Origin of the sequence: Bartonella sp. HY328, assembly GCF_025449335.1 — a bacterium.
Lineage (GTDB): Bacteria > Pseudomonadota > Alphaproteobacteria > Rhizobiales > Rhizobiaceae > HY038.
In genome coordinates this window covers 337,158-356,935 of record NZ_CP104883.1, presented here as the reverse complement: position 1 = coordinate 356,935, position 19,778 = coordinate 337,158, and the positions used below count along the sequence as shown (strand labels likewise).

18 protein-coding genes and 1 other RNA gene are annotated in these 19,778 nt (G+C 39.2%); 9 read left to right on the top strand and 10 right to left on the bottom strand.

Features of this window, described 5'->3' with window-relative positions; translation table 11 throughout:
* Positions 1 to 30: 30 nt before the first annotated feature.
* From N5852_RS01450 to N5852_RS01435, 4 genes are all read right to left on the bottom strand, one after another.
* Positions 31 to 516 carry a DUF8617 domain-containing protein gene (locus N5852_RS01450; protein WP_262098605.1) on the bottom strand — a complete coding sequence of 162 codons (486 nt, stop codon included), beginning with the start codon at positions 514 to 516 and terminating at the stop codon, positions 31 to 33.
* A 132-nt stretch (positions 517 to 648) separates the two neighbouring features.
* Positions 649 to 1,044, bottom strand: a complete 396-nt coding sequence (locus N5852_RS01445; protein ID WP_262098604.1) for a hypothetical protein — start codon at positions 1,042 to 1,044, stop codon at positions 649 to 651.
* Between the two features lie 136 nt (positions 1,045 to 1,180).
* Positions 1,181 to 1,942, bottom strand: a complete 762-nt coding sequence (locus N5852_RS01440) for a DUF4424 family protein (RefSeq protein ID WP_262099651.1) — start codon at positions 1,940 to 1,942, stop codon at positions 1,181 to 1,183.
* Positions 1,943 to 2,835: 893 nt separating this feature from the next.
* Complete coding sequence (locus tag N5852_RS01435; protein WP_262098603.1) at positions 2,836 to 3,408, bottom strand: hypothetical protein; 573 nt, start codon at positions 3,406 to 3,408, stop codon at positions 2,836 to 2,838.
* Between the two features lie 622 nt (positions 3,409 to 4,030).
* Here N5852_RS01435 and N5852_RS01430 point away from each other — a divergent pair.
* Complete coding sequence (locus tag N5852_RS01430) at positions 4,031 to 4,777, top strand: MipA/OmpV family protein (RefSeq protein WP_410004240.1); 747 nt, start codon at positions 4,031 to 4,033, stop codon at positions 4,775 to 4,777.
* A gap of 189 nt (positions 4,778 to 4,966) precedes the next feature.
* On the opposite strand, the gene N5852_RS01425 is transcribed toward N5852_RS01430, so the two are convergent.
* The 3 genes from N5852_RS01425 to N5852_RS01415 all read right to left on the bottom strand — a co-directional run bounded on the left by N5852_RS01425 (position 4,967) and on the right by N5852_RS01415 (position 7,426).
* Positions 4,967 to 5,581, bottom strand: a complete 615-nt coding sequence (locus N5852_RS01425) for an inorganic diphosphatase (protein WP_262098601.1) — start codon at positions 5,579 to 5,581, stop codon at positions 4,967 to 4,969.
* Positions 5,582 to 5,754: 173 nt separating this feature from the next.
* Positions 5,755 to 6,678, bottom strand: a complete 924-nt coding sequence (gene nudC / locus N5852_RS01420) for an NAD(+) diphosphatase (protein ID WP_262098600.1) — start codon at positions 6,676 to 6,678, stop codon at positions 5,755 to 5,757.
* A gap of 322 nt (positions 6,679 to 7,000) precedes the next feature.
* Positions 7,001 to 7,426: an HIT domain-containing protein gene (locus N5852_RS01415; protein WP_262098599.1), complete on the bottom strand. Its 426-nt coding sequence runs from the start codon at positions 7,424 to 7,426 to the stop codon at positions 7,001 to 7,003.
* Between the two features lie 69 nt (positions 7,427 to 7,495).
* Between N5852_RS01415 and ffs the strand changes: the two genes are divergently transcribed.
* The 7 genes from ffs (at position 7,496) to N5852_RS01380 (ending at position 14,272) form a co-directional block, all read left to right on the top strand.
* Positions 7,496 to 7,592: signal recognition particle sRNA small type (gene ffs, locus N5852_RS01410), an RNA gene on the top strand.
* Positions 7,593 to 7,757: 165 nt separating this feature from the next.
* Positions 7,758 to 9,890, top strand: a complete 2,133-nt coding sequence (locus tag N5852_RS01405) for a DNA polymerase III subunit gamma/tau (RefSeq protein WP_262098598.1) — start codon at positions 7,758 to 7,760, stop codon at positions 9,888 to 9,890.
* Positions 9,891 to 9,937: 47 nt separating this feature from the next.
* On the top strand, positions 9,938 to 10,261 hold the full coding sequence (locus tag N5852_RS01400; protein WP_262098597.1) for a YbaB/EbfC family nucleoid-associated protein: 324 nt from the start codon (positions 9,938 to 9,940) through the stop codon (positions 10,259 to 10,261).
* Between the two features lie 422 nt (positions 10,262 to 10,683).
* Positions 10,684 to 11,136: an SH3 domain-containing protein gene (locus N5852_RS01395; protein ID WP_262098596.1), complete on the top strand. Its 453-nt coding sequence runs from the start codon at positions 10,684 to 10,686 to the stop codon at positions 11,134 to 11,136.
* 390 nt (positions 11,137 to 11,526) lie between these two features.
* The gene (locus N5852_RS01390; protein WP_262098595.1) at positions 11,527 to 12,234 is read left to right on the top strand and encodes a CoA transferase subunit A; all 708 of its coding nucleotides are present in this window, start codon (positions 11,527 to 11,529) and stop codon (positions 12,232 to 12,234) included.
* Between the two features lie 2 nt (positions 12,235 to 12,236).
* The gene (locus N5852_RS01385; RefSeq protein ID WP_262098593.1) at positions 12,237 to 12,878 is read left to right on the top strand and encodes a 3-oxoacid CoA-transferase subunit B; all 642 of its coding nucleotides are present in this window, start codon (positions 12,237 to 12,239) and stop codon (positions 12,876 to 12,878) included.
* 182 nt (positions 12,879 to 13,060) lie between these two features.
* Entirely contained in the window at positions 13,061 to 14,272 is a 1,212-nt protein-coding gene (locus N5852_RS01380; RefSeq protein ID WP_262098592.1) for an acetyl-CoA C-acetyltransferase, read from the top strand.
* Positions 14,273 to 14,947: 675 nt separating this feature from the next.
* Here the strand turns inward: N5852_RS01380 and N5852_RS01375 are convergent.
* Together N5852_RS01375 and pdxY are read right to left on the bottom strand one after the other, a co-directional pair.
* Positions 14,948 to 15,610 (bottom strand): carbonic anhydrase, encoded by a 663-nt coding sequence (locus N5852_RS01375; RefSeq protein WP_262098591.1) that lies wholly within the window; start codon positions 15,608 to 15,610, stop codon positions 14,948 to 14,950.
* 100 nt (positions 15,611 to 15,710) lie between these two features.
* On the bottom strand, positions 15,711 to 16,571 hold the full coding sequence (pdxY, locus tag N5852_RS01370; protein ID WP_262098590.1) for a pyridoxal kinase: 861 nt from the start codon (positions 16,569 to 16,571) through the stop codon (positions 15,711 to 15,713).
* Positions 16,572 to 17,043: 472 nt separating this feature from the next.
* Here pdxY and nth point away from each other — a divergent pair, with 472 nt between their 5' ends.
* Positions 17,044 to 17,748 (top strand): endonuclease III, encoded by a 705-nt coding sequence (nth, locus tag N5852_RS01365; protein WP_262098589.1) that lies wholly within the window; start codon positions 17,044 to 17,046, stop codon positions 17,746 to 17,748.
* A gap of 65 nt (positions 17,749 to 17,813) precedes the next feature.
* Here the strand turns inward: nth and N5852_RS01360 are convergent, their stop codons facing one another.
* Complete coding sequence (locus N5852_RS01360) at positions 17,814 to 19,751, bottom strand: ABC transporter ATP-binding protein (RefSeq protein WP_262098588.1); 1,938 nt, start codon at positions 19,749 to 19,751, stop codon at positions 17,814 to 17,816.
* Positions 19,752 to 19,778 lie beyond the last annotated feature (27 nt).

The window sequence follows — 19,778 nt, the reverse complement described above, 5'->3', positions numbered from 1 at the left end:
TGTTATTTAAATTTCAATCGGCCTTTATGATTAAGTCATCCGTTGGTAACAAATTGGCGTCGTCTCACGCCCAAGCCAATAAATCCATAATCGGTCACAATGATCACAATGTATCATGTTTTTTAGTATTACTTGCATTTCATCTATTGTAAAATGGTCAGAATAGTTATCATAAAGCACATCAGAAATTAAAAATTTATTCTGTATCTCATTTTCACAGCCTATTTTATTTCCACATTTACAAATAAACTCTGATTTATTGGCAATAAATTCATCATGCTTATATTTTTCAATTGAGTATATATGTGGCTCTTTTTGAAAACCGTCACAAAAAAACGATAACCGCCCACAATTATTGCAATGCAACAGACTTTTAAACGCTATATACAATTCATCTTTTAAATCTTTATACCAAAAATTGCAAAATTGTGATTTATCAATTGTCAACCACTCTATGGGGTTTGGGATTAAACTATAACGTAGTATTTCACCGCACTCGCAGATTATTTTGGGCATTTATTTATCCATAATTACTATAATAATATTTGTAACACCTGTACCTATAACGCTAGCAAGTGGATTTCTTATTTTTTCAACAATTACACTTGCTTGAAGAGGTCTATAATAATTCTCATATTCTAAGTATTTTTATTCAAATATTTTGTAATCAGGAAAAGTCTCTTTATATATAGACGCTGCATAAAACTTTACTGCCATCAAGCAATCATTATAATTTATCATCTCCAAGTATTTACCATTATAAGAATAAAAATTATAATTAGAAGTTGCAAAAATATCATTTAACGCAACATTATTATATTGTGAAATATTAAAAGCACATGCAATTTTATTGTAGATATCAGATTTTTTATCAATTTTATTCGGCAATAAATTACTGACATCATTATTATATACAAAACTATAATTGATTGGCTTTTTGCTGATATATAATATGTAATTATCATTGTCCTTTTTTATTACAAAAGGTGCATTAAACTCATATAATATATTGTTGGGTGGCATATAAGCTATAAATTCAAACATAATAAAATACTTCCCATGCTTTATTTGCCATTATATTTAAAAAACAATGTATTTAATAAACAATATAAATATGTTTTAATTAAATTCACAAAAAAGTTTAAAATGTCTATGATGGTTTTTGTAATATTTTTATTAATCATTTCATCCAATCTGAAAAAATGAGAATGCCTAAATCCTGCTTTGGTTTAAAGTTTTTTGCCCGTATTTCAAATTGTGTCGCGCTTATCTTTTTGACATTATCACCACAAAAACTGAGTAGATTATCTTGTTTCCCCTTATCAACAACAAGACGAAAATCCCCAATTGTTCCTCCAGCCCAATTACCACCAGTTTGTAAAATATAGCCAATATTTGTTAAATGGACACTTTTATATCCTAGTTTCATTTTCTGTTTTAATGCTGATTTAAAAGTCTTATCAAGGCAATAGGCTTTATCATAGTCTATAGTACCATCAATCAGGTGTTCAATAGCTTGTGGAACACCCGTACCCACCATTGGCGTGTATGCATGCCGCACCTTTATTATTTTTCCTGCAGGAAATATTTGCTCCCAGTAAAAGGCATGAAGCATAAAAATACTATTTTTATCATAGCCATCTACATATTCTCGTCTCAATCTTTCGCGCTCCGCACCGCGTGCAACTTCTTTATGATATTTAGTTGAAGCCTCCTTACCATTTATCCAAACATGAAAATCAATATTACCTTCAGCCAAATCTCTTTGTGCATTCAAAATGCGGGAATCAACGATGATAAGGGGCGGCAAAGGAAAAAAAAACGTCGTTTTAATATCTTTATCGGATGTATTTTTAAAAACGTAATAAACTTCAATTTTATCTGCCGAAATATAAAGTTCTTCTGAAACCATCTCAATGTATTCATTTTTTTTAACACCAATCCACCAGCAGCAAAATAACCTTCAGTATCATTGGCCAATGTACTAAGTGGATAAGCAAAAAATAAAAATAAAAAATAGACGATCATTTTCATATGATTTAACACCACGATTGTCTCTTCCCCCTCTTCTTTCTATCAACTTATATTGTCTGCCCTTGATACAAAGCTGCTATAAAACTTAAAAATGTAACATTCGTTTAAATAGCAAAAATTTCCGGCTATAGGCTGAAATAAAAACAAAAATACCTAAACAACAAAATATGCTTCAAGTATGGGTATTTTATGCTACTCTACCTTTAATTTAGTTGTTTTGCCAAGGCCTATATGACTGCTTGTATACAACCTATACGGGATTTATCATTTCCCCCTCACTTAACGCATATTTAGCCTTGGAAATGCGGTTGGGTGGGGATATAAATGATCAAAATTGCACCTCTCGAATTTAATATTATTAAACATCTTTGATATTTAGGTGTAATTTGCAAAGTAAAAAAGCCATTTCCTAAAAACATGATTAAAAAAATTAATTAGCCGATTAATTTATTTGACAAAGATCATTTTACACCCTATAGTTGTAATGCCATTATATGATATCCTGCATGTAATGACGGCAGATAGGTGCCCCGCAATTTACCATCTGTCATCCCGGCCCAGGAGATAATCCGGATGCTTTTGCATCCGGATTATTATTTTGAAGCAATGATAAAAAAGCCCGTCTTTCCCTTTTTATATGCCGGTAATAGGCTTCACGCTCCAATTTATCAGCGGCCAATACTAAGTTAGGGCGATTATGCAACCTACAAACAGAGCCGTTTGAAGATTATATCTACAAGCGACATATATAAGCTACAGATATATTGTAGATATTAGTAGGCAAGGCCTTAGTGTCTAGCACTATTTTTTCCTGACCTTAACAATGATTAAGTAGCTTAAGGTAACAAAACTGATAATAGCCGCACCATAAATTAGATAGATTGAAAGACCATAAACCTGATTAAGATTAACATTGTTTTGTGCAAGGCAAGAATTAAAGGATTTATTTATATTATTTTCTACCAATAATAAAACACGAAACGCCGAGGAAAAGCCACAAAACAATTGTGTAAGACTGGTATGGATCGTTCGTATAACAGGCATTATAGCAAAAAAAATGCCAAAAATAATGCTTGTGACCATCATCCAATAAGAGCCAATACGCCAGATTTTATATTGATGGCGAAAAAGGAAACTTATTGCGAGGGCTGCCGGCAAAGCAATAAAAAATATCCAAATGATTGGCGCAAAACTTGCTTGCCATAATGTTTCACCACCCCAAAAAAACGACTTTGCTTGGCTTTTTGGATATTGGTAGGTGGTTATGGCTGCGCCGATGATACAGGCAATGATTGTAAAACTTACAATATTAAAAAGGCGCTCGACACGGCTCAATGCTGGTATGCAGCTTTCAAAACTATTTTTTTCTTGCATTTTTATCCTCTATCATATATCAATCATAAATTATAAATGAACAGTGTTCAAACATATTTTAAAAATAGGATATTTTAATAAGTAAATATCTTAATTACATTGTGGAGAATTATAAAAATTACATAATTATCAGATGGTTAGTTTTTTTAAAAATCCATTGGTCGCGCAAAAATTGAATAAGGAATACTTACAAACTGATGTTGCCGTTGCTTATTTATAATTTGGTTTGTTGCGTAGCTTGAAAAATAATTTTAACCCCTTGGAAACCATAAAATAAAAGAAAACACTTTTCGGCTTAAAATATGAAACTTGATTTCATTATTTAAATCAAATTTTACACTTATTGCCGACAATGATGGTGTTTTCTTTTTGACTTTCAGGTAATATGGTTAATCTTGACCACCGGAATCGTGAAAACAAGGCGGGGTTTATATTGGAGTTTTATAACGTGTTTTTAGGTCATCACTTACGAAGCGGCACAAAAAAAATAATTACTGCTGCACTTTTATCAGCCGCATCATTTGCCGCGCTACCCGCTATGGCTGCCGATTATAATAGCGGCAATAGTTACAATAATAACGGCTATAGTAATAATAGCAGTGGCTATAATGATGGCATTGCTATGCCGCAAGAAAAAGCACATTTTTGGTCTGGTAACTGGTCCCTTACCTTAGGTGGTTCGGCTTATAGTGCCCCCAGCTATGAAGGTGATTCTAAGAACGAATTTAAATTTGCGCCGATTTTTTCAATTGGCCGCACCGGTTCTGAGGCGCGCTTTTCCTCACGTAATGATAATCCTTCCTTTGGTCTCATTTCTTCGGGTCCATTTAATGCTGGTATTGTTGGTAAGATTATTTGGCAGCGTGATGGCGGCACATCGGATGATCTAAAGGGTATGAAACGTGTTAAACTCGGCGGTGAAGCAGGTCTTTTCGCTGAGCTTTATCCTGTTGATTGGATGCGCGCGCGTGTTGAAGTGCGCCACGGTATTCGCTCTCACCAAGGGGTTGTTGCTGATATCGCCGTTGATGCTTTCCACGATGTTACGCCAACCGTTCGCGTTTCAGCCGGCCCAAGAATGTTTGTTGCTTCAAAAGATTATTATGAAGCGTTTTATGGTGTAGATGAAATTCGCGCACCATTAACCGGCCTCAAGCCTTATAATCCAAAAGGCGGCATTGGCTCAGTTGGTGCTGGCGGTGCGGTGACTTGGAAAACCACTGACAAGATCACCACCAGTCTTTTTGCTGAATATGATCGTTTAACCGGTCCTGCGGCCGATTCTAGCCTTGTTAAGCAGCGCGGCTCTAAAAACCAATTCACCGTTGGTGTATCAGGTAGCTACCGTTTTGACTTCACTCTTGATTAAGAGTTAAACATTAATGCATAAATAAAGCGCTTGTGTTTGTTTCACATAAGCGCTTTTTATTTTTTCCTATAGTTTGCTATTGCTAAGCTTAGAGCGTTTTCCGAAAAGTGTGAAGCGGTTTTTGGATAAAAACGCGGTGTAAACAATGGATTAGAGCGCCGATCTGATTCAATCAGATCGAAATGCGCTCTAATGCGCGGTATTTTTTTCCTTGTAGGCATCGACAGCGGTTTTAATCGCTATACGAGCCGCAGCCGCATCCTCAAAGCCATTTAACTCAACTTTTTTACGCCCTTCGGGTAAATTCTTGTAAATGGCGAAAAATTGCTCAAGCCGTAAAACTTCAATTTCTGGTAAGTCTTTAAGCTCTTTTATAGTGTCATAGGTTGGATCAATTTTTGATGTTGGCACCGCAACGATCTTATCATCAGTTTCGCCGCCATCAATCATTTTTAACATGCCTATCGGGCGTACTTTAATGGCTGCACCTGGCATAATTGGGCTGCGAGTATAAACAATGACGTCAAGAGGATCACCATCACCAGCAAGACTGCTTGGCACTGAACCATAATTGGCAGGATAAACCACAGGCATAGATTGGAAGCGGTCAACAAAAATAAGCCCGCTTTCCTTATCAATTTCATATTTTACATTACTGCCCTGCGGTATTTCAATAACAGCGACAAATTCGTCTGGAACCTTGTCACTTTGCGGTAAGTGATCAAGATGCACTTGTGCAAAAGCAGATAAAGCAGACATAGAAACCAGCGCCCCAATTGCGCAAATACGAAAAATTTTTAACATAACGACCTCGTCATTCTAAATACCATTAAGTGTTATCGTCATGACATTGCAGTTTCATGACAAAACACAGGCGCGATAGAACAAGCGTTAAATTAGGGGCAGCCCCTAATTCGTTAGGTGTCTTAATAAACCAAGCATCTTAAATCTTTACGTATCTGCTGTCGATAGGGCCTCTAAACTTTACCTTTAGTAAATTTATGTAACCAACGGCGAATAAGGTAACTGGCAATGGAGCCTATAGGTGGCAAGTTAAAACCTTGCGGATGTTTTTCAAGTAGCATGCTATTTACTTCTGCACGATCAAACCATTGAGCCGAGGCTATTTCACTATCATCAATGAAAATATCATCATTAAGGGCATCAGCAAAACTGCCAAGCATTAAGGCTTGCGGAAAAGGCCATGGCTGGCTTGCAATATAGGTAACCTCACCGATTTTAACCCGCACTTCTTCAAATACTTCTCGCCGCACGGCTGCTTCAAAGGTTTCGCCCTGCTCAACAAAACCAGCTAAGCAAGAATAACGCTTTTCGGTGAAATTATGATTATGGGCTAAAAGACATTTATCCCGGCGCGTTACCAACATAATTGCAATAGGGTCAACACGTGGGAAATGCTCAGCACCGCAGCTACTACAACTACGCCGATTGCCACCGCCGCGCATCACCGTTTCACCACCACAGCGCGCGCAAAAACCATTATTATCATGCCAATTTAATAAGGATGAGGCTTGCGCCAAAGCACCAACGAAAGGTGCCGCAATTTTTGTATCCGCATAAAGACCACGTAAATTACTGGCAATAAACGGCTCGGTTAAATCATCAATCTGGATATCACTATGGGCAGCAAGAACCGAACGGCCACGATATTGTCCAAGATAAACGGCACTTTTCCAATCGGGATCAAATTGCTGGACTTCGTCAAGAGCAAGTAATGGCGTATCTTCCTTTTGTACGACAAGACCATTTACAAACAATATTATTAAGCTTTCGGCAGTTTTTAGCGCAAGCTCCACACAATCATCGCTGCGCTTTTCAGAATCGCGGATAATTGGATTACCAGTAAAAGCAATATTTGAAAAAGAAATTGGTGCTGGCATATCATTCCCCCGAAAACTGCAATATTACAAATAAAAGAATGCCTTGACGTCTACAGGCTAAACTAAATAAGCCTATTTGATCCTAAGCACAGATGAACAGAATTTACAGAACAAAGCATCTTGTGTTTGCTCGTTCTATTCTACATATGTCAGCATTTAAAAATTTCATCAGCAAAGACAAACTTTTTAAAATGATCGATATTTAAAAGCTATTAAATAGGTTAATCGGGTTTTCTAAAAATAGATTAACCTCCTGTAAAATCTACTTAAAATCATATAATTTTTGCCTTTTTTAGCTTTACCGTAACTTTATTTTTCTTTTTTAATTAAGCTCATCATTCCCTAAAGCATGTTTGATTTTATCCATTATAGTAAAGGCAGCCTCATCATCATAAGCTGTTTTTCCTGCAACGCCCCAAACTGGCCCTGGCCAATTTGCATCATTTTCACAGCGTGCAATAATGTGAATATGCAATTGCCGCACCATATTACCAAGCGCACCAGTATTAATTTTTGTATTGGGAAAAATTTTATGCAAAGCTTGCGATACACTCATTATTTCTGCAAAAATTGCGCTTTGGCTTTGCGCATCCAGCATATGCAATTCCACAGCATTAGCGATTCTTGGAATAAGAACCAACCATGGCCAACGGCTATCATCTAGCAGGCGTAAATCGCAAATATTCATGGAACAGATCAGTTTTGTGTCGTTTTCTAAGCGATTATCAAGAGAAAATTGACTATTCATTGTATTTTCTTACCATTTTTTAAAAATCAATACTTGCTTTTTGCGCTTAAATTGACGATATGACAAGTGGGAAGCTGGTGGTGGACGAACCACTCGCCAATCGGGTCAGGTCCGGAAGGAAGCAGCCCTAACGAATCTGGGTCGGGTCACCGAGCCAGTTTCCCACCTGTTTTAAGCTTTGCAGCTCATCATTTACCATATTGGATTTGGATATTTCGGCTGTGTAAATCGCAATTTTTTTGCAAATAAATAAATTGCAAAGCTGTTGGCAAAATGCCATAAATCTAGAAATATTTTAGCCAACCTTTTTTCAGATATTTGGATTGATAGCATGGACAATAATACGGCAGAACAAGCTTATCGCGTTCTTGCCCGCAAATATCGTCCGCAAGATTTTTCTGATCTTATCGGCCAAGAACCGATGGTGCGCACCCTTACTAATGCCTTTGAGGCTGGGCGCATTGCGCAAGCATGGATGCTAACGGGTGTACGCGGTGTGGGTAAAACCACCACTGCTCGTATTTTGGCGCGCGCTCTTAATTATAAAACCAACACTATCGACCGCCCAACCATTGATTTATCGGTGATGGGTGAGCATTGCCAAGCCATTATGGAAGGCCGCCATGTCGATGTGGTTGAGATGGATGCTGCCTCCCATACCGGTATTGATGATATCCGCGAAATTATTGAACAAGTGCGTTATCGCCCTGTTTCAGCACGCTATAAAGTCTATATCATCGATGAGGTGCATATGCTTTCAACGCAGGCCTTTAATGGTTTGCTAAAAACATTGGAAGAGCCACCACCTCATGTGAAGTTCATTTTTGCAACCACCGAGATTCGTAAAGTTCCAATTACGGTATTAAGTCGTTGTCAGCGCTTTGATTTACGCCGCATCGATTCTGCGACCTTGACCCAGCATTTGCAAAAAATATCGGCTGCTGAGAATATTGCCGTTGATAGCGAAGCTTTGGCGATGATTGCGCGCGCCGGTGAAGGATCAGTGCGCGATGCTTTGTCCATCCTTGATCAAGCTATTGCTCACGGTGCTGGCAGCGTTCATATTGAAGCGGTTCGCTCAATGCTTGGCCTTGCTGATCGCGCTCGTATCATTGACCTATTCGAGCTTATTATGAGTGGGGATATTGCTGGGGCTTTGCAAGAATTTAAAGGTCAATATGATGCCGGTGCTGATCCGGTCGTGATTTTGACCGAGCTTGCCGACTTCAATCACTTGGTAACCCGCTTGCGCTTTACCCCACAATTGCTTGAGGATGTGTCGCTTTCTGAAGAAGAGCGTCGTCGTGGCGCAGACTTTGCTAGCAAACTTTCTATCCGCACCTTATCACGCAATTGGCAAATGCTGTTAAAAGGTATTAGCGAAGCTGATAATGCACCACGCCCCTTGCAAGCGGCCGAAATGCTGCTTATTCGGCTGGCTCATGCAGCCGATTTACCAACAATTGATGAAGCGTTAAAAGCTATTGCAGATGGTAAAACTTCGGATATCACATTGAACCAAATGGCTGTCGCCCTGCAAAAGGCAGCGCCCAAACAACTAGCTGCACCACAAAGCGCAAACGTAATAAGTCCAAATGGGCAAAACAAAATTGAGCAAACTCCTGCTCTGCAACCCTTGCCACCAGTTGAGAATGCTGCAAATGTGGCCATAGAAACAACCACTCAATTAGATAATACTGGCTTAGATAATAAAAATCATGAGCAAGCACCAGTGGATAAGCAATCAGCTTTAATCCCACAAGTAGAAGACAAGGTTGAAGAAAAGACGCAAGTTCCTGATGCAGTGAAAGATGAAGGCGTTGCACCGCTTTCCACCGTTGATGAATTAGACGGTTCTTCATCAGTTGAAGAAAACTCGCCTTTAAGCGACAAGCAACAAGCGGCAACACAAGAGCCTAAGGTTGAGGTTTTACAACAGCCTGAAATTGAACAACCTCAAAATCAGCAAAATGAAAGTGAAGCGCAGGGTGCAGCCTCTATTGATGGGCAAGTAAAAAGCGAAAAAAAAAAGCCTGAAATAAAGCGCTTTAATGATCTAATCACGCTTGCTGATGAAAATCGCGATTTGCATTTTAAATTTTATTTAAAAGAATATGTACGGCCAATAACCGTCAAGCAAGGCGTGTTGGAATATGTACCAACGGATGATGCACCACGTAATCTTTCAACTATTATCACCAAGACTTTATTAGAATGGACGGGAGAGCGTTGGGCGGTAACTGCATTGCGAGAAGGCGGTGGCATGACAATGGCTGAAGCCGAACAAGCCCATCGTGATGAACTTTTATCAGATGCTGAAGCTGACCCGGATGTTGGTCGGATTTTAGCGCATTTTCCCGGTGCAAAAATTGTTGATGTGCGGTTAAATAATATCGAGCTGGAAGATGAAAGCGCTGACGATATTGACTTAAGCGATGAGCATGCCGATATGGAAGAAGAATAAACTTTAGCATTAAGCTATGGTTCGGTGAATATTTTAAGGAGTTATTAATGCGCGACATGATGGGCATGATGAAAAAGGCCAAAGAAATGCAGGCCAAAATGCAAGAAATGCAAGACGAAATGGCCAATATGGAAGTAACTGCCACATCTGGCGGTGGCATGGTCAGTGTCACATTATCTGGTCAAGGGCTGATTAAGGCTATTAAAATCGATCCCTCGCTTAATAAACCTGAAGATACCGAAATTTTGGAAGATCTTATCATGGCTGCCCACAATGAAGCTAAAGGCAAAATTGAGGCTGCAATGGCGCAAAAAACTCAAGAAATGACAGCAGGTCTGCCAATTCCTCCTGGCTTTAAATTGCCATTTTGATTTTTTGACAAAATAATTCTTAAAAAAGCCCATTGATTGTCAAACGATCATTGGGCTTTTTTTATATAAGACACTGAATTTATTTGATCTTTACATATTCCCTAAACATGTTTTCACAAAAATAAAAAATTATTTACTTTTTGTAAACTTTTTTTGGAACCTTTTGCCAGCTAAGCCGTTATCGATGCAAGAACGCTGACAAATGGCAAAAAAGCCAACCTTTACTAAAAAGGCAGCTTAAACAATTAACCAAACAACCCGGAAGAATTTAACAATAGGAAGTCAAAAGCTTTTCCCGTTAACGATCTAACCTTGTCAAAATTTGAAGCATTTAAGCGCGAAACGAGTTTTCGCGAATAGAGAAGCTTTGTTTAAAATTAAGGTTTGAGCGGTTCTTCCATAAAAATTTAAGGATAAAGATCATGAACCGTTTTGCAAAATCAATCATCGCTGCTTCAACTCTAGCAATTGCTGTAATCGGTAGCGCGCTTTCAGCACAAGCAACCACAATTTCAGCCCCTGCCTTATCATTGCATAATGCACCTGCATCAAGTGCAGCTGTAACAAGCAATATTGCTAAGGGGACACAAGTTAATGTTGGTGTTTGTAATTCAGCTTGGTGCTATGTAACTGCTGGCAACCAAAAAGGTTGGGTTGAAACCAACAAGCTTTCAGGCCAATTGGCTGCAGCAAATAGCCAAGCTCGTTCAATGAGTGCGGGTGGTGCAACTGGTAGTGCGGGCGCAACAGGTGGCCGTACTGCTTCTGCTGGCTTAAACATCTCAATCACTATTGTTCCTGAACAATCAGAAGCAAAAGCTGCTAATCACAATCGCATCAATGTTGCTAAAATTGCACCACAACATTTGCGTTAAGAATTTTTTTTATCCCCGTTAGCTATAATAAAGCTAACCACTTGGCCTATCTGATTTCATGATCGATCAGATAGGTCTTTTTGTATGTGATGTCCGCAATATCTTCTTTTAGATTTTGAAAGTCATATTTCTTAGTAAACTTAAATTTTAAATTTATACTATGATTTATTTTTATGATGAATCGCAAAATTTTTTGAAGTTTAATTGAATAAACTGTTTAGAATACGACTTAATCCTTTTTGCATTATTTTAAATACCTTCACTATGATAGCTTTTAACCTTAAGCAAAATCTTATCTTTTTAACGAAATGTAGATTGCCAAAAGTGTTGAGATAGTCATAATAATAAAGGGTGTTTTTAAATCTAGGCTAATAAAGCCAGGAGGTTGATTTGCAAAAACTTTATCCAAATGCTGTTGAAGCACTGGCAGGGCTTTTATCCGATGGCCAGACGCTAATGTGTGGTGGCTTCGGGCTATGTGGTATTCCTGAAACTCTTATTGATGCAGTTAAATTATCGGGAGTAAAAAATCTAACCGTTATTTCTAATAATGCCGGTGTAGATGGTATTGGTCTTGGTCGACTGCTAGAGACCAAACAAATTAGCAAAATGATTTCCTCTTATGTTGGTGAAAACAAACTTTTTGCTGAACAGTATCTTAACAATGAATTGGAAGTTGAGTTTAATCCGCAAGGGACACTTGCTGAGCGTATCCGCGCTGGCGGCGCTGGCATTCCTGGCTTTTACACCAAAACTGGCGTTGGCACTATAATTGCTGAAGGTAAAGAGCTTAAGGATTTCAATGGCGAAACTTACGTCATGGAAACCGGTCTTTTTGCTGATATTGCGCTTGTTCATGCCCATACTGGTGATAAAGAAGGTAATCTTGTTTACCGCAAGACTGCACGCAATTTTAATCCCGTGATGGCAACAGCTGCTAAAATCACCATCGCTGAAGTTGAGCATCTTGTTGAAGCTGGTGATATTGACCCAGATCACATTCATACCCCCGGTATTTATGTATCGCGCCTTGTTTATGAAAAAAATCCAGTAAAGCATATTGAACAAAGAACCACTCGCCCACGGGAAGGAGCATAAATATGGCTTGGACAAGAGAACAAATGGCTCAACGTGCGGCGCAAGAATTGCAGGATGGCTTTTACGTTAATTTAGGTATTGGTATTCCAACCCTTGTTGCCAATTACATTCCAGCTGGTATGGATGTGCAGCTTCAAAGTGAAAATGGCATGCTTGGCATGGGGCCATTCCCGTTTGAAGGAGAAGAGGATGCCGATCTTATTAATGCTGGAAAGCAAACCGTAACCGAGCTACCAACCACCAGCTATTTTTCAAGCGCTGAAAGCTTTGCCATGATCCGCGGTGGTCATATGAACCTTTCGATCCTTGGTGCAATGCAAGTTTCACAAAGCGGCGATATTGCCAATTGGATGATTCCTGGCAAAATGGTCAAGGGTATGGGCGGCGCAATGGATCTTGTGGCAGGCGTAAAACGCGTTGTAGTCGTTATGGAACACGAAGCCAAAGGCCAGCCCAAATTATTAAAGCAGTGCAACCTACCTTTGACGGGTGCACGCTGTGTTGATTTGGTAATTACCGACCTTGGTGTCTTTGAAGTTGCCCGCCACGGCGCCGCTAAAATGACCTTAATTGAACTTGCTGATGACGTGTCTATTGATGAAATAAAAGCCAAAACAGAAGCCGAATTTGACGTTGCACTTTAAATATTAGCGTTAAGATGAAATTGTTTACTCATTTTAATCTTAAAATATTTTTGCAAACAAATTTTACGACTTTTATCAAATAATATTAGTTAGAGCATTTTTTACCCCAAGGGAAAACAAAAGTGCTCTAAGTTTCGAACCTATGCTAATTCCCTATAGCTTTACGCAGAAAAGAGTGTTTTATGACAAAGTTTACGGCCTCTTCTCCGGCCTCTTCTCCAGCCTCTTCTATTGTGATTGCATCCGCCGCTCGTACACCAGTCGGATCGTTTAATGGTGCTTTATCTTCACTACCGGCCCATGAACTTGGCAAGGCTGTCATTGAAGCGGTATTGGAGCGCGCAAATGTTGCCCCCGAAGCGGTTGATGAAGTTATTTTTGGACAGGTATTAACCGCTCTTGGCGGTCAAAATCCAGTGCGCCAAGCTGCTCTTTTAGCTGGACTTCGCCAAGAAAGTACCGCCTTTGGAATAAACCAGCTTTGTGGATCGGGACTTCGCGCCGTGGCGCTTGGCATGCAACAAATTGCAACCGGTGCGGCCGATATTATTATTGCGGGCGGACAAGAATCCATGTCTCAGGCACCCCATGCTGCTCATTTACGGCAAGGCATAAAAATGGGCGATGGAGCCTTTATCGATACAATGATTTATGATGGCTTACGCGATGCCTTTCACAATTATCATATGGGAATTACTGCAGAAAATATCGCCCGCCAGTTTAACTTTAGCCGCGAACAACAAGATGAGTTTGCCTTAAAATCGCAGCATAAGGCAGAAGCTGCCCAAAATGCTGGTCGTTTCAAAGATGAAATTATACCAGTAACAATTAAGGGTCGCAAAGGAGATACAATTGTCAGCGATGATGAATATATTCGTCATGGTGCAACAATTGAGCAGTTGCAAAAATTACGTCCTGCCTTCGATAAACAAGGTACGGTAACAGCAGGGAATGCCTCTGGGATTAATGATGGCGCAGCAGCGGTATTGCTTATGAGCGCTGAAGAAGCAGAGCGCCGCAATATAACCCCGCTCGCCCGCATTATATCTTGGGCAACCGCTGGTGTTGATCCAGCAATTATGGGTACAGGACCAATACCTGCAACGCAAAAAGCCTTACAGCGTGCCGGCTGGACTCTTAATGATCTTGATCTCATCGAAGCGAATGAGGCCTTCGCATCTCAGGCCTTAAGTGTTTGCAACGGCCTTGGTTTTGATAATGCAAAAACCAATGTCAATGGTGGTGCAATAGCACTTGGCCATCCCATTGGGGCATCAGGTGCACGTATTTTAAATACATTATTATTTGAAATGCAACGCCGTGATGCCAAAAAAGGCTTGGCCACCTTATGCATTGGCGGTGGCATGGGCATTGCCATGTGTATTGAGCGATAAAATCACTTTTGCTTTAAAACCTATATGTTGACCAAAACTATATTCTGGTCAACATATAGGAAAATATTCGCCGCATATTTTCCATTAAACTATAATTTAAATAAAAACTAAACAACCTTGTTCCATCTTGTTATTTTCGATACGAAGCCCAACCACTTAGAATTTGCAATAGGGCTAAAATTCGTTTAAACAGGTTAAACTCCAATATTTGAATAAATATTTTAATAATATTAGTAATTAAGTATATAATTAATTACAGTTAAACTATAAATTTAGCTTTATTTCTCTAAAATTCTTTCTATTTAACTACGATTTAGTTTAAAATACCCAATTTCAGTGATAGACAATGGTACTTTAATAGTTTCTTATAGGCTTTAGCAAACATAATCATCATCACTTATAGCAAAAGAGCTCTTTGAACTTAATTGCTAAGGATTTGTATATTTCGGGGGCGTTCATACAAAAATTGAAGATCATGTTGTGGCAGGGGAAAGGTTTCCGATGAGCAGATATTCAAAACAGCTCGTCGGAAACGACTCTCAATAAAAATAGATTTAAAAAGCAAGATATAGCGGCTACATAGTTAGCATTATAAAATGTTTAGGCAAAAGCACATTTTTGCCTCTACTATGCAGAAACATAGTTTAAACCAATAAACTCAGTATTATAACAGTGTTAAGCGCTTAAAAGCACTTCGTCCGTTTCAATCTTTATAAAATGTCCGCTTTCTTTATCAAGCACCCATAATTCACCATACAGAATATCAAACCATGCAGCATGAAGTTGCAATAGTCCCGCTTCTTGACGCTTAGCAATCCACGGAAAAGTAGAAAGATTAGCAAGCGAATAACGTAGGGAAATGCGTTCCAACGCAGTTTGTCGCTCGGCCGCAGTCATTGACTTGTCACCGCTCACTGCCTCTGCCGATGGCTTTAACAAGCCCATCCAGCGGCCAATAAAATCATCTGACGACAAAGGCTTGCTATCCATGTCAAGTGCTGCACGAATACCACCACAGCGGCCATGCCCTAGAATGACAATATGCTTCACCTCTAAAGATTGCACAGCAAATTCAAGCGCTGCTGATGTTGCATGATATTCACCATCAGGTTGGAAAGGTGGCACTTGGTTTGCGATATTACGCATGACAAATACTTCACCAGGATCTGTATCAAAAATGATTTCCGGTGCTGCTCGTGAATCGCAACAAGCAATCATCATAACCTCGGGCTTTTGCCCTTCAACAGCTAATTCTCTATAACGGATTCGCTCACTGCTAAAGCGCGTTTGTACGAAATTTTTATAACCATTTAGCAAATGTTCTGGAAACGCGTTCATTTTTGCCTCTATATCTTTTCAAATTCTGGACGATTTCATGGTGTCAAATCATAAACATTTTGTAAACGCCGACACTCATCGGATGGTTCCACCATTTTATCTATACCATTGATAAAGCGCGCAGGTTAATTTGCGAGTGGGGACCCATGAATAATGGATAGGTCTGTTCAAGCACTAATTCATTTGAATGTTTTTGCAAAGTTGCACAAAGGCAATCAAACACAGAAGCGGTTGTAAATTGTAAAGCACTTTTAACGCCCATGCCGGCAAGATAATGGCTTAAAAAAAGAGCCGATGTGAGATCACCTAAGCCATTCACTGGATCTTTAACCAAACGGTGCTCGGCAAGCCATATTTCATCGCTATGAATTAGCAAATTAGCTGTTGCATTTTTTAACATGGCGGCTGCAGATGTTACTAAGACAATATCAACACCTGTTTCGCGCGCGGCTTTAATAATATCATCATTGGTATCAAGTTTATGCCCAACCAACCATTCAAGCTCAGAACGGTTAGGTTTTAAAATATCACTGAGTGGGATAAGATGCGCTTTAATTGCTTTAGCTATATCTTCAGGGACATAAAGTCCTTGCTCATCAGCCATGACTGGGTCACATAAATAGGTTAAATCTGGCCGTTTTTGTTTTAATTGTTTTATTAATTGGGCTGCAATTTCTACTTGCTTGGCTGAGGCGAAATAACCTGTCATCACCGCATCAATTTCAGATGAATGGGGATTATTGGCAATATCTTTTGCAAATGTAGCAAAATCTTCTATTGGAATATTCAAACGATGAGCTGGCCCATGTCTGGGCTGCCAAGTCATTGTTACAGTTAAAAATGACCAAACATGGTGGCCAAGCGTTTCTAATGCAAAACCAGATGAGCGCGTACCAACCGTACCGCGAATGACATGACTTGAAATGAGCAATATGGTTTTACTCTGATCAATCACTTCCATATTTTGTGCTCCTGTTTAAAAATTTGTCGCTATTCCATTATTTGAGAGCATGTCTAGTTCATGTTAGAATAAATATGTATTCTGATTTATTATTGAGTCCTATTTTATCATAGACCTATTAGTGCCAGAATATATCGCGAGATAAAAGCCTTTTCTAGAATATTTTTAAATTCGCAAATTCTATCCGCATTTAAATTAAAAGAGTTCTGATAACCAAAGTCGCTCCCCCCAATTAATATGATATCGCATTTGATTTTATTAATGCTTTGCGCGGCTTTTTAATAATCTGCAATTTGTGGTGCAAGCTATATAAATTTATTCAACTTTAATGAAAACCATAGCACCATAAACTTACAGACGACGTCTTCGCCTTTCTGGATATGATAAATATCATTATATGTTATTGTTGATTTTTTATATTTTAAGTTTAAATAAAGTTGTATAACTCCACCGAGATTGAAATTATTCTATAATGACCATAGTTAAAAAAGCGCGCCGTATTGCTGGCTCTTTATATACCAAAAAAGAAGTTGAAGAAATATTTCATCGTTTTTCACTACAGCGCCCCAATCCCGAAAGTGAATTGCGTTATACCAATGCATACACCTTACTTGTTGCGGTTGCGCTATCAGCGCAAGCTACAGATATTAGTGTAAATAAAGCAACCAAGGATTTGTTTAAGATTGCAGATACACCAGAAAAAATGGTTGATCTTGGTGAGGAAGGTTTAGGCGATTATATTCGTACCATTGGGCTTTGGCGTAGCAAGGCTAAAAATGTAATAGCTCTATCTAAATCTTTGATTGCCAATTTTCATAGTCAAGTGCCAGATAGCCTTGATGCTTTGACCACCCTTGCTGGCGTTGGCAGAAAAACCGCCAATGTAGTGTTAAATATTATTTTTGACAAGCCGACCTTAGCTGTCGATACCCACATTTTCCGTATTGCTAATCGCCTTGGTCTTGCGCCGGGAAAAACGCCTGATGAGGTGGAGGAAAAATTATTAAAAATTATTCCAAAAGCCTATTTAAAAAATGCGCATCATTGGTTAATTTTGCATGGCCGCTATGTGTGTAAAGCTCGAACACCTGATTGTAAAGCATGTATTATAGCTGATATTTGCCAAGCTTCGGTAAAGACAAACGCAATCCCCGCACCTATTGTGGTGATAAATTAAAGGGTATTTTGTATTTGAACAAAACACCCCTTAATGGAAATTTAAGTTTTACCTCCTGTCAACGTTTAGCCACGTTGGATCGCCGGCCCACCGCGTGTGCCAATTGGCGCCTCTTGAAGATCATCCTGTTCGGCTCTTTCTTTGTCAATATCTGCCGTTGTCAACCTATATTCTTCTATTTTTGATAGGTCATCGCTTTCGTTAATAAGATCTTCCAAACTTTCATTGCTACCAATGCCACCATTGCGATATTGCAATTCATGAAGTCGTGCATATACACCGTTTTCCTTGGCGAGCAATTGGCCCTGTGTCCCCTGCTCAATGATATTGCCGTGTTGCATAACCACAATTTGATCAGCATTGGCAATGGTCGAAAGACGATGGGCAATAACGATTGTGGTACGGCCATCAGTCAAGCGATCTAAAGCCTGTTGCACCGATGCTTCAGATTCAGAATCAAGAGCACTAGTTGCCTCATCAAGAATGAGAATGCGTGCATTGCGCAGCATAGCGCGTGCAATGGCAATACGCTGACGTTGGCCACCGGAAAGGTTGCCGCCATTTTCGCCAATATCCGTATCATAACCATCACGCAATTTTATAATGAATTCGTGGGCATTAGCGTCTTTGGCTGCCGCAATGATTTCTTCATCGCTCGCATCTGGGCGCCCCATACTAATATTGTGTTTTACACTGCCTTTAAAAAGAAATGTATCTTGTCCGACATAAGACATTGCATCACGCAATGAAGTAAAGGTTACATCCTTGATATCTTGACCATCAACTGTAATTCTCCCCTGCGTTGGATCATAAAGACGCATGATCAAATTAATCATTGTGGACTTACCAGAGCCCGATGGTCCAACCAATGCTGTCATTTTGCCAGCTGGAATTGCTAAATTAATGCCATGAAGAACGTCATCGCCATCAGGATAAGCAAATTTTACATCTGTAAAACACACTTCACCTTTTGATGCGGTCAAAGTCTTTGCGTCTTTTGCTTCCGTCAAAGTTAAGGGATGATCCATAACAGCATAAAGCATTCGCACACCAATCATCATAGTCTCGAGTTTGACTCGGGTATTAGCAACGCGTTTTGCTGGCTCATAAGCAAGAAGCAACGCGGTAATAAACGACATTAATTCACCAGGTTTTGCACCATGGTCAATCACCATTACACTCGAAAATGCAATAACTACTGCAATGGCAATACCGGCAAGGGTTTCCATCACTGGCGCTGTTGCCGCACTATAAAATGCAATAGAATTAGATCTCGATTCTACGTCACTAATGGCACTATCCATCCGTGCTTGCATCTTTGGTTCAAGCGCAAAAGCTTTTAAAACGCGAATACCAACTGCAGTTTCTTGCATGATTTGGATAATAGCGGTTAACGATGCCATTTCCTTAGCCATGATTTTTTTTACTTTTTTGGTTAGCACGCGCACTCCCAAAAACGCTAAAGGTCCGACAACAAGAGATACTGTTGTCAAAAGCCAATTTTGATAAAGCATAACGGCTAATAGGCCGACAACTGATACCAAATCGCGTACATAAGTTGTTACTAATAAATCAATGACGCCACGAGCCATTTGTGAAAAATTGGTAACCATCATGAGCAAATCTGCTTGTGGATTTTTTTGGAAAAAAGAAACACCTTGCGATAAAATGCGTGCATAGACCTTCTTTTGCTGTTCAGCAACAACACTATTACCTGCTTTCGCCAGATAAAGTGAATTAAAAAATGTTGCAAAACCTTTTACAATAAAAAGGCAAGCTATAAAAACTGCCACCATGAAAACATGGCCTTTATTTTTATCAACAATCAGACCATTTACCATCGGGGCCATAATATAAGCACTATAAGAAGTGGCTGCTGCAATAACCAGCATAGCAACAATTGCCAAAAAATAATTATAGAAATGCTTGCGGAAATTTTCAGTGAGCAAGCGCTTAATCAATTTAATATCATTTTCAGACAATTTTTGTGTTCTTTTTACCATATTGGTCAAAATACCCTTTTATTTCTG